The organism is Massilia sp. 9I (assembly GCF_902506415.1).
GTDB lineage: Bacteria > Pseudomonadota > Gammaproteobacteria > Burkholderiales > Burkholderiaceae_D > Telluria.
In genome coordinates this window covers 3,524,299-3,537,756 of record NZ_LR733275.1, presented here as the reverse complement: position 1 = coordinate 3,537,756, position 13,458 = coordinate 3,524,299, and the positions used below count along the sequence as shown (strand labels likewise).

Sequence of the window (13,458 nt, the reverse complement as noted above, 5' to 3'; positions counted from 1 at the left end):
TCACTATTAATGATCCGACCGATTATCACTGCTGGGACTGGATGAGGCAAGTTGTTGTTGTCCGCTTATATGCGAGCTGGGTAGCCACAGTACGAAGCTTGCGCCGCCCTTCCCGCCTTCCGGGTTTACGAGGCGTAGCATGCCGCCGTGGACGTCGACGATCGAACGCGCCATGTACAGGCCGAGACCGCTGCCCGGCAGGCCGGCGGCATTGCTGCCGCGGTAGCCCTTGTCGAAGATATGCGCGGCATCTTGCGGCGGTACGCCGCCGCCTTCGTCGCGCACCGTGAACTCGACCCCGCTGCCGCTGCGGCGCGCACCCAGCGCAACCTTGCTGCCGGCGGGCGAAAACTGCAGCGCGTTGTCGACCAGGACCTTCAGCGCCAGGCGCAGCCCCTCGGGCTCGCCGCGCAGTCCCAGCGTCATCTCGTCCGCCTCGACCTGCGCTTCGCGTCCGGCCGTGCGCACCTGCTGCACGCCTGCATCCAGCAGTTCGCGGGCGGCGATCGTGTTCGGCTGGCGCACCTTGCCGATCGCGGCCATGCGATCCGGCGACAGGTATTCGTCCAGCATCGCGATCAGGCGGTCCACCGCCACCGCGATCTTGCGGTAGCGCTGGCGCACCGCATCGTCGGCGCCCTGCGCTGTCGCTTCCAGCCGCTGGATGGCGCCGTCGATGGTCGCCAGCGGCGTGCGGAATTCGTGGTTCAGCATGCTGGCGAAGCGGCGCTGGTCGGCCAGGTGGGCGCGCTGCGGCGACAGGTCGCGCAACAGGCCCACCAGCGAATTGCCGCCGTCCGCGTCGCGCAGCACCGTCGTGATCGCCTGCAGCCCGATCGGATGGCCGTCGGCATGGTGCACCTCGACTTCCTGCACCCGGCGCTCGTCCGGCTGGCCCTTACTGCCCGCCGCGGCGGCGCACTGCTTCAGGTGCAGGCCGAGCGCGCCGAGCGCGTCACGGGCGCCTCCGGCAGTGAGCGCCTGCTGCAGTGCGGCCGCATCGTGGCCCAGCAGCTGCGTGAATGCCGGACTCAGGTAGCGCAGCGTACACGCCGGCAGCGCGATGCTGAAGGCGATGTCGCCGGCGAGTTCGGCGATGGTGCGGAAGTGGGCATCGATACCGGTGGTGCCGGCGCCGGGGCGCTCCGGACCGGCCGGCGCGGGTGGGTCAGCAGCCGTACTACGGGTCATCAGGCACTTTCTTATCGATGGGACAATGAACGTTGTCAGGAAGTATAGCCTTGCTTTCGCCTTTTTGTATAGAAGAGGTCGCGGCGCGGCCTCACGCCTGGGCAATGAAAAATGCGCCACGGCGCCCGCACTTGGTGGATAATTCGCGTCTATGAACGATACCGCTACCCTCCCCCCACTTCCGGACCGGCTCTCGATCGACCCGAGCAGCCCTTTTCATAACCGTGACGTCTTCCAGCGCGAAATCGGCATCCGCTTCAACGACAAGGATCGCCACGACGTAGAAGAGTATTGCATCAGCGAAGGCTGGATCAAGGTCGCCGCCGGCCGCACGCTCGACCGCAAGGGCAAGCCCATGCTGATCAAGCTGAAGGGCAAGGTCGAGGCCTTCTACAAATAAGCCCGAGTTAGCAAACGACAAAAGGGCGACCGGCATGCCGGTCGCCCTTTTCGTTTACTTACCGCCTGACTTAATCTTCCAAAGGTGCGAAGATCGCCTGCAGGTCTTCCTGCGTCAGCGCCATCTTCTGCGATTCGCCTTCGGACAGGATCGACTGCGCCAGCTCCGACTTCTTCTGCTGCAGCAGCTGGATCTTCTCTTCCAGCGTGCCCTTGGCGATCAGCTTGTACACGAACACGGGTTTGTCCTGCCCGATGCGCCAGGCGCGGTCGGTGGCCTGGTTCTCGGCCGCCGGGTTCCACCACGGGTCGTAGTGGATCACGGTGTCGGCCGCGGTCAGGTTCAGGCCCACGCCGCCGGCTTTCAGGCTGATCAGGAAGATCGGCACCGCGCCCTGCTGGAAGGCGGCCACCTGGGCCGAGCGGTCGCGCGTCTCGCCGGTCAGGAGCGCGTAGTGAATGCCGCGCGCCGCCAGTTCTTCTTCGATCAGGAACAGCATGCTGGTGAACTGCGAGAACACGAGGATCTTGCGGCCTTCCTGCAGCAGGTCTTCGACCATCTGCATCAGGTCGGTCAGCTTGGCCGACACCGCCGCCGTGTTCTTCTTGCCCGGCATGGATTTCACCAGGCGCGGGTCGCAGCAGACCTGGCGCAGCTTGAGCAGGGCTTCGAGGATGACGATCTGGCTGCGCGCCACGCCCTTGCGGTCGATCTCGTCGCGCACCTTCTTGTCCATCGCCAGGCGCACGGTCTCGTACAGGTCGCGCTGCGGACCGGACAGTTCGATCCGGCGCACCATCTCGGTCTTCTCCGGCAGTTCCTTGGCCACGTGGTCCTTGGTACGGCGCAGCAGGAAAGGCTTGATACGGCGGCTCAGCAGGGAGCGGCGCACCGTGTCGTCCTGGCGTTCGATCGGATGGCGGAACTGGTTGTTGAAGGTCTTCTCGTCGCCCAGCAGGCCAGGCAGCAGGAAGTGAAACTGCGACCACAGCTCGCCCAGGTGGTTCTCCAGCGGAGTGCCCGACAGGCACAGGCGATGGTTGGCGTTGAGCGAGCCGGCCGTCTGCGCCGCCTTGGAGCGGGTGTTCTTGATGTAGTGCGATTCGTCCAGGATCACCAGGTGATAGTGGTGCTCACGCAGCTTCTCTTCGTCGCGCGGCAGCAGCGCATACGTGGTCAGGACGATATCGGCGTCCTTGATCTGGTCGAACAGGTCCATGCGCTCTTTGCCCTGCAGGAGCAGCACTTTCAGGCTCGGCGCGAAGCGCGCGGCCTCGTCCTGCCAGTTGGCCATCAGGCTGGTCGGCGCGATCACCAGGGCCGGACTCGTGAGGCGGCCGGCTTCCTTTTCGGTGAGGATGTGGGCCAGGGTCTGCACGGTTTTACCGAGGCCCATGTCGTCGGCCAGGATGCCGCCGAGGTCATACTCGCGCAGGAACTGCATCCACGACAGGCCGTCGAGCTGGTAGTCGCGCAAGGTGGCCTGCAGGCCTTTCGGCGCCTCGACCTTCTTGACCGAGCCGAACTGGCTCAGCTTGCGGCCGGTCTCGCGCAGGCGTTCGCCGCCGGTCCAGCGCAGCTCGAGGCCGCGCGCCAGTTCTTCCAGGCGCGCCGCGTCCAGCGTCGACAGGCGCATGCGGGCCTTGATCTTGTCATTGAAGTACAGCTCGCCCAGGGTGGCGAGGATGGGCTTCAGGCGGCCCCAGGGCAGCGCCACGCGCAGGCCATCGGGCAGGGTGGCCAGCATCTGGTCGGCTTCATCGTGGGCGGCCAGCACGGCCGGGTCAAAGTCGGCGGGTGCGCTGCGGATCAGCTGCACCAGTACCGGCAGCAGCGGCACGCGCTTGCGCGCGACCACGATGCCGAGCTCCAGCTCGAACCAGGCATTGCCCGCTTCGGCCGGTTCGTCGATGTCGGCGTACCAGTCTTCGACCGCGACGGTGTCGTAGCGGTACTTGTTCGATTTCTGCACGTGCCAGCCGGCGTCGGACAATGCGTCCAGGTCGGCTTCGGCAAAGCGCAGCCAATGCGCCTGGCTGTCCAGCACTAGGGCGCCGGCCATTGCATTGAAGGGTGCGGTGACGGGCTTGCGGAAGCCCATCTCATTGAGTTGGTTGAGCGCCGACGCTTCCGCTTTCGGGTCGCGTTCGATGACTTCGGTGACGTCGCCGATCTGGCGCACCACGCGCTGGGCCGGATCGAAGGAGACGCGCTGGCCGTCGTAGTCGTAGGCCAGCACGGCGAAGTCGTGCCAGCGCGGGCTGCCGCCGTCGGCCAGCTGCACCGAATCGAGCAGCAGGTGCGGTATCGGTTTTACATCGTTGCGCAGGCGCTGGGTCAGCGGCTGCGGCAACGGCATCAGCTGCTGCAGGCCGTGCGCCAGCAGCAGCTGCGAGACGCGCTTCTTGTCGGTGCCGGTGAGGGTCGGGGCCTGGGCCACCAGGGCCTGCAGTTCGGCCAGCGAGATGTCGATGCCGCCGCGATTCAGTTCGAGCGGACCGATCGACAGGTTGTCGATGTACCAAGGCGGATCGGTCGGCAGCATGTAGTCGATCAGGTCGGCGCCGCTGTGGGTCGCGCCCTTGGCCGGTTCCACCGACCATCCGAGCTTGGCGACGCGGCCTTCGTCGCGCCAGGCCAGGCTGGCCAGGCGGGTGGGGCCTGCCTGCAGCGGATAGACCAGGCCACCGGCCATGTCGGACCACGAGTTCGCCCACAGCAGCTTGCCTTGTTCAAGAAGCATCTGCAGCAGGATGGCGCCCACTTTGCCTTTCGGTTCGGTGGCGCTGGTGCCCTGGGCCGAGCCGCTGCGCATGGCGATGAAGAAGCGCACCAGGTCGACGTCGTCGCCTTCGAGGTAGCTGGGGGGCGCCGACAGCAGCGAGAACACTTCGCTCACCGGGCTGGCGGCGGCGACGTCGCCGTTGGGGCGCAGGCGCGCCTTGCACAGGCAGATGGCGACATGGCGTCCGCCGCTGGTGGGGGCCATCACGTAGACAAACTTGTACTGCACGGCCTTCGGATCGGCGACCTCGTCGGTCAGCTTGGGCTGCGGATGCGCAGCCGCCTCGACCCTTTGCAGCCAGCTCACCACCGGCGCGGGCAGGGCGGGAGCGCGTGCGGGAGCGCGGGCGACGGCGGGTGCTGCTGCGGGTGCGTCGCTGGCGTTCTCGCGATGATCATCGACTGTGTGCATGGGCCTCGAGTGTCAGTATTAAAAACGACAATAACGAACATTATCCTTCATACGAACGCTTCCGTTTTGTTCGGAATCGCACGTAGCGGACAAAACTTGTCCGCACCATCTGCGTGCACGCGTCCTTCACTGCAGTTAGTGCATGCAGCCGACTGTTCTCGCATGTTCGAGCGTAGCTGTCAAGACTGGTGTATCCACCGCGTTTGCGTATCATTGTTCGCTTGACCTTTTTTGAATCGCCAGGTTCACGCAACATGCTGCCATCCATCGAACAACGCCTCGCCCTCGAACTGTCCGCCAAACCGGCCCAGGTGGCCGCCGCCGTCGCCCTGCTCGACGAAGGCGCGACCGTCCCCTTCATCGCACGCTACCGCAAGGAAGCCACCGGAGGCCTGGACGACATCCAACTGCGCCTGCTGGAAGAACGCCTGCGCTATCTGCGCGAGCTAGAAGACCGGCGCACCTCGATCATCGCGTCGATCACGGAACAGAACAAGATGACGCCGGAGCTGCTCGAGGCGATCGTGCACGCCGAGGACAAGACCCGCCTGGAAGACCTTTACCTGCCCTACAAGCAGAAGCGCCGCACGAAGGCGCAGATCGCGATCGAAGCGGGCCTGGCGCCGCTGGCCGATGCGCTGCTCGCCGACCCCACGCTGAACCCGGACGAAGTAGCGGGTGGCTACCTGCGTGAAGCCTTTACCAATGCGGACGGCGGCGCCAACCCGGGCGTAGCGGATGCGAAGGCGGCGCTCGACGGCGCGCGCCAGATCCTGATGGAGCGCTTCGCCGAAGACGCCGCGCTGCTGCAGTCGCTGCGCGAATACGTGCAGGAGCACGGCGTGGTCGAATCAAAAGTCGTGGCCGGAAAAGAGGACGAAGGCGAGAAGTTCGCCGACTACTTCGACTATTCCGAAACCCTGTCCACCATCCCCTCGCACCGCGCGCTGGCCTTGATGCGCGGCCGCCGCGAGGGCGTGCTGGACGTGAGCCTGCGCCTCGATTCGGAACCGGAAAAACCGAAGTGGGACGCGCCGCACAACCCGTGCGAGAGCCGCATCTGCGCCGCCTTCGGCATCAAGTCCGCAGGCCGCGCGGCCGACAAGTGGCTGCTCGATACCGCGCGCTGGACCTGGCGCGTGAAAAGCTTCATGTACATCGAGACCGAGCTGATGGGACTGCTGCGCGAGAAGGCCGAACTCGATGCGATTCAAGTCTTCGCCCGCAACCTCAAGGCGCTGCTGCTGGCGGCGCCGGCCGGCCCGCGCGCCACCATGGGCCTGGACCCGGGCCTGCGCACCGGCGTCAAGGTGGCAGTGGTCGACCCGACCGGCAAGGTGGTCGATACCGCCACCGTGTATCCGCACCAGCCGCGCAACGACTGGGACGGCGCCCTGCACACGCTTGGCCAGCTGGCCGCGAAGCACAACGTCTCCCTGATCTCGATCGGCAACGGCACCGCGTCGCGCGAGACCGACAAGCTGGCCGCGGACCTGATCAAGCAGCGCCCGGAACTCAAGCTGACCAAGATCGTCGTCTCGGAAGCCGGCGCCTCGGTGTACTCGGCCTCGGAATTCGCCTCGCGCGAACTGCCGGAACTCGACGTGTCGCTGCGCGGCGCGGTGTCGATCGCGCGCCGCCTGCAGGACCCGCTGGCGGAACTGGTCAAGATCGATCCGAAATCGATCGGCGTCGGCCAGTACCAGCACGACGTGTCGCAGACCCAGCTCGCGCGCTCGCTCGACGCCGTGGTCGAGGACTGCGTGAACGCGGTGGGCGTGGATGTGAACACCGCATCAAGCGCGCTGCTGGCGCGCGTCTCGGGCCTGTCAAACAGCGTGGCGCAGAGCATCGTGTCCTACCGCGACATGAAGGGCGCCTTTGCCTCGCGCGCCGCGTTGAAAGGCGTGCCGCGACTGGGCGACAAGACCTTCGAGCAGGCAGCGGGTTTTCTCCGCGTGATGAACGGCGAGAACCCGCTCGACGCCTCGGCGGTGCACCCGGAATCCTATCCGGTGGTCGAACGCATCCTCGGCGACATCAAGCGCGACATGAAGGCCGTGATCGGCGACAGCGCGCTGATCAAGTCGCTCAATCCGGCCAAGTACGCGGACGAGAAGTTCGGCGTGCCGACCGTGACCGACATCCTGAAGGAACTGGAAAAGCCGGGCCGCGACCCGCGTCCGGAATTCACCACCGCGACGTTTAAAGAAGGCGTGGAAGAGATCTCGGACCTGCGCCCCGACATGATCCTGGAAGGCGTGGTGACCAACGTCGCGGCCTTCGGCGCCTTTGTCGACATCGGCGTGCACCAGGATGGACTGGTGCACATCTCGGCGCTATCGAACACCTTCGTGAAGGACCCGCACACCGTGGTCAAGGCCGGCCAGGTGGTGAAGGTGAAGGTGCTGGAAGTGGACCCCAAGCGCAAGCGCATCGCGCTCACCATGCGCCTGTCGGACAGCGCACCGCAGCCGGGCACGCGTCCGGAACAGCGCGGCGACCGCAACGACAGCAAGCGCCTGGCGCAGCACCAGCGCCAGGAAAAGCCTGCCCCTGCCGCCGGCGGCGCGATGGCCGCGGCCTTCGCCAAGCTGAAGAGGTGAACGTCGCAGCCGCCGATCCGGCCAGCTCGGATGCGCTGGCGCTCATCGCGGAACTGGACGGCGCGCTGCAGGCCATCACCGGGGACAGCGGCGCCTCGTCCTTCGATCCGGAGGACGTGCGCGGCCCGCGGGCGGTGTTCATGATCGCGCGTGAGGTCGACGGCGGCCTGCTGGGTTGCGGCGCATTGCGCCCGCTGCTGCCGGGCGTGGCGGAACTCAAGCGCATGTATGCGCGCCCGGGCAGCGGCGCCGGTGCGCCCCTGCTGGCGGCGCTCGAACGCGAGGCGCGCCGGATGGGATACGAGGAAGTCCGGTTGTCCACGCGCCGCGTCAACGCCCGCGCCGTGGACTTCTATCGCCGGCATGGCTATCTTGATGCGCCCGCCTGGGGAAAATACGTGGGCAGCGAAGTCTCCGTCTGCCTCGGCCGCGTCCTCCTCAGCCCGCGTGCTTGAGGTAGAGCCCCACCATATAGATACTCAGGAAGACGAAGCCGAGCACCAGCATGCGCGACTGCGGCATGGCTGGTCTGCCGGTCTTCTTGATGTGGATGCCGTCGCGCGCCAGCAACAGTCCGTAGGCCAGGGCGGCGATGCCGCAGATCAGGCGGCCGCTGCCGTTGCCGCTCAGGCCCTGGACCAGGTTGATCAGGCCGGGCACCGCCAGCAGGGCGGCGATGACGAAGTTGGCATTGGCCGAAGGCGTGCGGCCAGTTGGTTTTTGTTCCATGAATATGCGTGGATGGTGGGAATCCGCGCGATCATACCAGTCAGGCGAAGGTGCGTACCGCCGTGGCCCCGACCTTGACCATGAAACACAGGCAGAACAGGCCGAAGCAGGCGTAGCCGACCATGGTCGTGCGGTCCGAGGCCAGCTCGCTGCGCCGGTCGCGGTAGGCCTGCACGGCGCAGTACAGCAGGAAGGCGCCCGCCAGCAGCTGGGTGAGGTTCAGCAGGACGTCTTCCATGGCGTCCTCCAACATCCCTGTCATGACATCGTACAGGCCGGGAATGACGAAAAACGCGGCCATGATCCACAGCAGGGGCGATGGCATGGAGGCGAAGCCTCGGTAAGCGGTCATGATGACTCCCGTTCGAGTGGCATGCGAACCATCATAACGGGGATTTTCGGGAAAAAATGCGTCGATTGTCACAGCCGGGGGCTCGCCCATGCCCGCCCTGCCGAATTCTTATAAAATGTCGGCATCTTATCCATTCTCACTGAAGGCATACACATGAGCGACGTTCAAACCTGGATCAAAGACACCGTGACCAATACCCCGGTCGTGCTGTTCATGAAGGGCACCGCGCAGTTCCCGCAATGCGGTTTCTCGGGCCGCGCCATCCAGATCCTGAAAGCCTGCGGCGTCGACAACATCGCCACCGTCAACGTCCTGGAAGACGCCGAAGTCCGCCAGGGCATCAAGGATTACTCGAACTGGCCGACCATCCCGCAGCTCTACGTGCGCGGTGAATTCGTCGGCGGCTCCGACATCATGAACGAGATGTACGAATCGGGCGAACTGCAGACCCTGCTGAAGAACGGCTGATCGCATGAGCAGCCGGCCACGTCGTATCGTCGTCGCCATCACCGGCGCGACCGGCGCGGTCTATGGCGTGCAGCTGCTGCGGCGGCTGCATGCGGCTCCCGGCGTCGAGACCCACCTGGTCATTTCCGACGCCGCCTCCCTCACCCTGCACCAGGAACTCGGCCTGCAGCGGCGCGACGCCGAGGCGCTGGCCCACGTCGTCCACCGCAACCGCGACATCGGCGCCTCGATCGCCAGCGGTTCGTTCCAGACCGACGGCATGGTGATCGCTCCCTGTTCGATGAAGACGCTGGCGGCCGTGGCCCACGGGCTGTCGGACAACCTCGTCACGCGCGCGGCGGATGTGATGCTGAAGGAAAGACGCAGGCTGGTGCTGATGGTGCGGGAGACGCCGTTCAACCTGGCGCACCTGCGCAATATGACGGCCGTGACGGAAATGGGCGGCATCGTGTTCCCGCCCCTGCCGAGCTTCTACCACCGCCCGGCCAGCATCGACGAGATGGTCGAGCACACGGTCGACCGGGCGGTCGACCTGCTCGGGCTCGACAATGCCCTTGCCCCCAGGTGGGGCGGCATGAAGAGCACGCCGGACGCTTGAGTCCGCTTCTTTAGCGCTTGTCGCCGTCGAAGGGATCGTCGGCCTTTTTCGCCTCGCGCGCTTCCTCGATCATCCGCCGCTTGGCGTTGCGTTGTCGCATCACTTCAGCATGGCGCGCCGCCGTCATCGGCGGTGCGGTCATCAGTTCCTTGAGCTGGGCGGTGTTGGCGTAGTTGTTTCGCATACGGCAGCTGCTCCTTGACGTGACCGTGTGGCAGCGGATCCGCTCGCCACAAGTTGATTATGAACCAGCTCCGGCAATTTGTGCGTTCCCGGAGTCACGAAAAGTGATATTGCGAAACTATTTTTGCTCGGGCTTCTGGTGGTTCATCCGCACCAGCATGCGGATGAACTCGCGCGCCAGCTGGCGGTGATGCTCGTCCAGGCGTTGTAAATCTGCAATAAGCTTCACGTCGGCTGACTCGAAGCGGGCGCCGCCGCCGTTTGCTTCCGCGCCGGCGGCAGCGTTCTCTGCGCCGCCGAAGCGCAGCCAGTCGGCCGGCACGCCCAGCCACTGGGCGATCATGCGCAGTTTTTCCTGGGTCGGGATCGCTTCACCCACCAGCCATTTGCGCGCGGCATGGACGGTGATCGGGCGGCCTTCGAAACGGATATTGAATTCCCTGGCGAGGCGGGTCGGACTATCGGGCGAGTAGTGGGCGTTCTTCAGCGCCTGTTGGAGGCGCTCACTGAAGCTCTCCCGTTCATTGGTTGAATTCATGTGATGCTATCGATTCATGTGGACGGCCTCTTATTGCTGAGAAGCCTCAACGGACAATCATACCCTTAAAAAGTAACAAAGATGTGATTATCTAATAGAATTTGCATTTCTTACAAAATGTAAATAACTCTTCAATACTCCATTTGGGGTATGAAAATATAGCTTATCGGAAAGAGTATGTCATCGCCGCACGGTTGAATGCAACAAAGTATGCAGGGCCAATAAAGCCCCTGCATTGGGGCGGGGGCTCAGGCGAGCTGGAAGCGGATGACGCCGTCGCTGTCCCGGGAGCGGCGCAGCATGCCGTCGCGCCAGAGTTTATGCAGGTGGGCGAGCGCTTCGCCCAGAGCGAAACTGAGCTGGTGGGCGTCCAGCTGGCGGCGGAACATCAGGGGCACGATGTCGACCGCCGACTTTCGTTCGACGCAGGCGGCCAGCACCTCGGCCAGGCGTGCCGCATGGTGATCATGCAACTGGGCAATACGGGTATGCAGGCCGCGGAAGGGCTTGCCGTGCGAGGGCAGGACAAGCGTGTCTTCAGGCAAGTTTGTGAACTTTTTCAGCGATTCCAGGTAGAGCTCGAGCGGGTTGCCTTCCGGTTCGACCGCAAACACGGAGACGTTGGTCGAAATGCGCGGCAGCACCATGTCGCCGGAAATTAGGACGTTCAGTTCCTCGGAATACAGCGCGGCGTGCTCGGGCGAGTGGCCGAAACCGGTGATCACGCGCCAGTCGGTGGCGCCGATCCGGACCCGGTCGCCGTCCTGCAAGCGGGTATAGGCTTCCGGTACGGAAGGCACCAGCGAGGGATAGTAAGTCTTGCGGCTGCGCATCTGGTCCAGCATGGCCGGGTCGACCAGGCCGTGGCGCTCGAAGTGCGGAATGGCCGAGGGACCGTCCACGCCCGGCAGCGCCGCCGCCATCATGCGGGCGAACGCGAACTCTCCGGCCGTGGTGCAAAACGGGGCATCGAAGCGATCGCTGAGCCAGCCGGACAGCCCGACGTGGTCAGGATGGCAATGGGTGGCGAACACGCGCAGCAGCGGCGCGCCCCCCAGGCCCTGGCCGAGCACCTGCTCCCAGGCTGCGCGGGTGGCGTCGGTACCGGCGCCGCAATCGACCACGCTCCAGCCGGCGCGGCCTTCGACCTCGTCCCGCAGCAGCCACAGGTTGATGTGGTCGAGCGCGAACGGCAGCGGCATCCGGATCCAGGCCAGCCCCGGCGCCACTTCCTGGATCACACCGGGTGCCGGAATGGTGTCGCCAAATGGATAGTGCAGCTGGGCTTCGAGCGGGTTCATGGAAAACTTTCGTATTCGTCGACAGGCGGTCGCGCTACAATGCCGTTAACGTTAACGTAAACGGAAATGCGCAGACATCGATTGTAAGCGATTCCGCGTTTTGCTTCCCTTGCCCCAGGCTTTCCTTATCCGTAGCTTCCATGGTCACCTACACCATCGCCGAACTGGCCCGCGAATTCGACATTACCGCCCGCGCCATCCGTTTCTATGAAGACCAGGGACTGCTCAGCCCCAAGCGCGAAGGCGTGGGCGGCCGCAACCGCGTCTACACCCCGCGCGACCGCACCCGGCTGAAACTGACCCTGCGCGGCAAACGCCTCGGCCTGACCCTGTCGGAAATCAAGAGCATCGTCGACATGTACGAGTCGCCGCGCGATACGGCGGCCCAGATCGACCGTTTCCTCGGGGTGCTGGCGCACCAGCGCGTGACGCTGGAACAGCAGCGTGCCGACATCGAGATGGCGCTGGAGGAAATCTCCGCGCATGAAGAGGAATGCCGCCGCCTGCTGGCGGAAAACGCGGAACGCAAAGACGCTGCCTGAATGAACCCGCGGGGCCCGGCCCCGCTTTTTTCGCCCTTTGGTTGACGTTTACGTTAACGTAAGAGGCGAGTATGATTCACCCTACTTTCTGCTCAACCACCGTTCACCCGTGAGGACGACCATGCTGCATCTCCCAGGCTTGACCTTTGACCATGGCGAAGACATCGCCGCGCTGCGCGAAGCCGTACAACAGTTCGCCGAGGCCGAAATCGCACCGCGCGCCGCGGAGATCGACCGCAGCGACCAGTTCCCGATGGACCTGTGGAAGAAGATGGGCGAACTGGGCCTGCTGGGCATCACCGTCGGCGAAGAGTACGGCGGCGCCAACATGGGCTACCTGGCGCACATCATCGCCATGGAAGAAATCTCGCGTGCCTCGGCCTCGGTCGGCCTGTCCTACGGCGCCCACTCGAACCTGTGCGTCAACCAGATCAAGCGCAACGGCAGCGAAGAGCAGAAGCGCAAGTACCTGCCGAAGCTGATCTCGGGCGAGCATGTCGGCGCCCTGGCCATGTCCGAGCCGAACGCCGGTTCCGACGTCGTCAGCATGAAACTCAAGGCAGAACTGAAGGGCGACCGCTACGTCCTGAACGGCACCAAGATGTGGATCACCAACGGTCCGGACGCCGACACCCTGGTGGTGTACGCCAAGACCGACCTGGAAGCGGGCCCGCGCGGCATGACCGCCTTCCTGATCGAAAAGGGCTTCAAGGGCTTCTCGATCGCCCAGAAGCTCGACAAGCTGGGCATGCGCGGTTCGCACACGGGCGAACTGGTGTTCCAGGACTGCGAAGTGCCGGTCGAGAACGTGCTGGGCGGCGTCGGCAAGGGCGTCAACGTCCTGATGTCGGGCCTGGACTTCGAGCGCACCGTGCTGTCGGGCGGACCGCTGGGCATCATGTCGGCCTGCATGGATTCGGTGGTGCCTTACATCCACGAGCGCAAGCAGTTCGGCCAGGCCATCGGCGAGTTCCAGCTCATGCAGGGCAAGATCGCCGACATGTATTCGACCATGATGGCCTGCCGCGCCTATGTCTACGCCGTGGGCCAGGCCTGCGACCGCGCCACCTCGCCGGAACAGGTGCGCGCCCTGCGCAAGGACGCCGCCGGCGCCATCCTGTACAGCGCCGAGAAGGCGACCTGGATGGCCGGCGAAGCGATCCAGACCCTGGGCGGCAATGGCTATATCAACGAGTATCCGGTCGGTCGTCTCTGGCGCGATGCGAAGCTCTACGAAATCGGCGCAGGCACCAGCGAGATCCGCCGCATGCTGATCGGCCGCGAGCTGTTCGGCGAAACGATGTAATACCCGCTGGACCGACAGGTCCACCGGCTTGGCCCGCGCGCGAGACGA

At 64.9% G+C, this 13,458-nt stretch carries 14 protein-coding genes; 7 read left to right on the top strand and 7 right to left on the bottom strand.

Annotated elements, in window-relative coordinates; translation table 11 throughout:
* Positions 1–6: 6 nt before the first annotated feature.
* Positions 7–1,191 carry a sensor histidine kinase KdpD gene (locus GV068_RS15870; RefSeq protein ID WP_159699733.1) on the bottom strand — a complete coding sequence of 395 codons (1,185 nt, stop codon included), beginning with the start codon at positions 1,189–1,191 and terminating at the stop codon, positions 7–9.
* A gap of 151 nt (positions 1,192–1,342) precedes the next feature.
* Between GV068_RS15870 and GV068_RS15865 the strand changes: the two genes are divergently transcribed.
* Positions 1,343–1,591 carry a DUF3297 family protein gene (locus GV068_RS15865; protein ID WP_159699730.1) on the top strand — a complete coding sequence of 83 codons (249 nt, stop codon included), beginning with the start codon at positions 1,343–1,345 and terminating at the stop codon, positions 1,589–1,591.
* Between the two features lie 70 nt (positions 1,592–1,661).
* Here GV068_RS15865 and GV068_RS15860 read toward each other — a convergent pair whose 3' ends face one another.
* On the bottom strand, positions 1,662–4,787 hold the full coding sequence (locus GV068_RS15860; RefSeq protein WP_159699727.1) for a DEAD/DEAH box helicase: 3,126 nt from the start codon (positions 4,785–4,787) through the stop codon (positions 1,662–1,664).
* Between the two features lie 254 nt (positions 4,788–5,041).
* Between GV068_RS15860 and GV068_RS15855 the strand changes: the two genes are divergently transcribed.
* Positions 5,042–7,393: a Tex family protein gene (locus tag GV068_RS15855; RefSeq protein ID WP_159699724.1), complete on the top strand. Its 2,352-nt coding sequence runs from the start codon at positions 5,042–5,044 to the stop codon at positions 7,391–7,393.
* Positions 7,390–7,848: a GNAT family N-acetyltransferase gene (locus GV068_RS15850; RefSeq protein ID WP_159699721.1), complete on the top strand. Its 459-nt coding sequence runs from the start codon at positions 7,390–7,392 to the stop codon at positions 7,846–7,848. Before GV068_RS15855 ends, GV068_RS15850 begins: the two co-directional genes overlap by 4 nt.
* On the opposite strand, the gene GV068_RS15845 is transcribed toward GV068_RS15850, so the two are convergent.
* The gene (locus GV068_RS15845; RefSeq protein WP_159699718.1) at positions 7,832–8,122 is read right to left on the bottom strand and encodes a hypothetical protein; all 291 of its coding nucleotides are present in this window, start codon (positions 8,120–8,122) and stop codon (positions 7,832–7,834) included. The two genes, GV068_RS15850 and GV068_RS15845, sit on opposite strands and share 17 nt — an antisense overlap.
* A 40-nt stretch (positions 8,123–8,162) precedes the next feature.
* Positions 8,163–8,474, bottom strand: a complete 312-nt coding sequence (locus tag GV068_RS15840) for a hypothetical protein (RefSeq protein WP_159699715.1) — start codon at positions 8,472–8,474, stop codon at positions 8,163–8,165.
* 153 nt (positions 8,475–8,627) lie between these two features.
* Here GV068_RS15840 and grxD point away from each other — a divergent pair, with 153 nt between their 5' ends.
* On the top strand, positions 8,628–8,942 hold the full coding sequence (grxD, locus tag GV068_RS15835) for a Grx4 family monothiol glutaredoxin (protein ID WP_159699712.1): 315 nt from the start codon (positions 8,628–8,630) through the stop codon (positions 8,940–8,942).
* Between the two features lie 4 nt (positions 8,943–8,946).
* Entirely contained in the window at positions 8,947–9,540 is a 594-nt protein-coding gene (locus GV068_RS15830) for a UbiX family flavin prenyltransferase (protein WP_159699709.1), read from the top strand.
* A 10-nt stretch (positions 9,541–9,550) separates the two neighbouring features.
* On the opposite strand, the gene GV068_RS24945 is transcribed toward GV068_RS15830, so the two are convergent.
* The 3 genes from GV068_RS24945 to GV068_RS15820 form a co-directional block, all read right to left on the bottom strand.
* Entirely contained in the window at positions 9,551–9,724 is a 174-nt protein-coding gene (locus tag GV068_RS24945; RefSeq protein WP_201303300.1) for a hypothetical protein, read from the bottom strand.
* 117 nt (positions 9,725–9,841) lie between these two features.
* Positions 9,842–10,261, bottom strand: coding sequence for a hypothetical protein (locus GV068_RS15825; RefSeq protein WP_159699706.1), 420 nt, complete (start codon positions 10,259–10,261; stop codon positions 9,842–9,844).
* A gap of 248 nt (positions 10,262–10,509) precedes the next feature.
* On the bottom strand, positions 10,510–11,562 hold the full coding sequence (locus GV068_RS15820; RefSeq protein WP_159699703.1) for an MBL fold metallo-hydrolase: 1,053 nt from the start codon (positions 11,560–11,562) through the stop codon (positions 10,510–10,512).
* Positions 11,563–11,702: 140 nt separating this feature from the next.
* Here GV068_RS15820 and GV068_RS15815 point away from each other — a divergent pair, with 140 nt between their 5' ends.
* Entirely contained in the window at positions 11,703–12,104 is a 402-nt protein-coding gene (locus GV068_RS15815) for a MerR family DNA-binding transcriptional regulator (RefSeq protein WP_159699700.1), read from the top strand.
* Positions 12,105–12,225: 121 nt separating this feature from the next.
* Positions 12,226–13,410 carry an isovaleryl-CoA dehydrogenase gene (locus tag GV068_RS15810; RefSeq protein WP_159699697.1) on the top strand — a complete coding sequence of 395 codons (1,185 nt, stop codon included), beginning with the start codon at positions 12,226–12,228 and terminating at the stop codon, positions 13,408–13,410.
* The last annotated feature ends 48 nt before the right edge of the window (positions 13,411–13,458 follow it).

Excerpts from the sequence above, each read along its gene's own strand:
- GV068_RS15870 (WP_159699733.1), bottom strand. The coding sequence starts at position 1,191 with ATGACCCGTAGTACGGCTGCTGACCCACCCGCGCCGGCCGGTCCGGAG.
- GV068_RS15865 (WP_159699730.1), top strand. The coding sequence starts at position 1,343 with ATGAACGATACCGCTACCCTCCCCCCACTTCCGGACCGGCTCTCGATC.
- GV068_RS15860 (WP_159699727.1), bottom strand. The coding sequence starts at position 4,787 with ATGCACACAGTCGATGATCATCGCGAGAACGCCAGCGACGCACCCGCA.
- GV068_RS15855 (WP_159699724.1), top strand. The coding sequence starts at position 5,042 with ATGCTGCCATCCATCGAACAACGCCTCGCCCTCGAACTGTCCGCCAAA.
- GV068_RS15845 (WP_159699718.1), bottom strand. The coding sequence starts at position 8,122 with ATGGAACAAAAACCAACTGGCCGCACGCCTTCGGCCAATGCCAACTTC.
- GV068_RS15840 (WP_159699715.1), bottom strand. The coding sequence starts at position 8,474 with ATGACCGCTTACCGAGGCTTCGCCTCCATGCCATCGCCCCTGCTGTGG.
- grxD (WP_159699712.1), top strand. The coding sequence starts at position 8,628 with ATGAGCGACGTTCAAACCTGGATCAAAGACACCGTGACCAATACCCCG.
- GV068_RS15830 (WP_159699709.1), top strand. The coding sequence starts at position 8,947 with ATGAGCAGCCGGCCACGTCGTATCGTCGTCGCCATCACCGGCGCGACC.
- GV068_RS24945 (WP_201303300.1), bottom strand. The coding sequence starts at position 9,724 with ATGCGAAACAACTACGCCAACACCGCCCAGCTCAAGGAACTGATGACC.
- GV068_RS15825 (WP_159699706.1), bottom strand. The coding sequence starts at position 10,261 with ATGAATTCAACCAATGAACGGGAGAGCTTCAGTGAGCGCCTCCAACAG.
- GV068_RS15820 (WP_159699703.1), bottom strand. The coding sequence starts at position 11,562 with ATGAACCCGCTCGAAGCCCAGCTGCACTATCCATTTGGCGACACCATT.
- GV068_RS15815 (WP_159699700.1), top strand. The coding sequence starts at position 11,703 with ATGGTCACCTACACCATCGCCGAACTGGCCCGCGAATTCGACATTACC.
- GV068_RS15810 (WP_159699697.1), top strand. The coding sequence starts at position 12,226 with ATGCTGCATCTCCCAGGCTTGACCTTTGACCATGGCGAAGACATCGCC.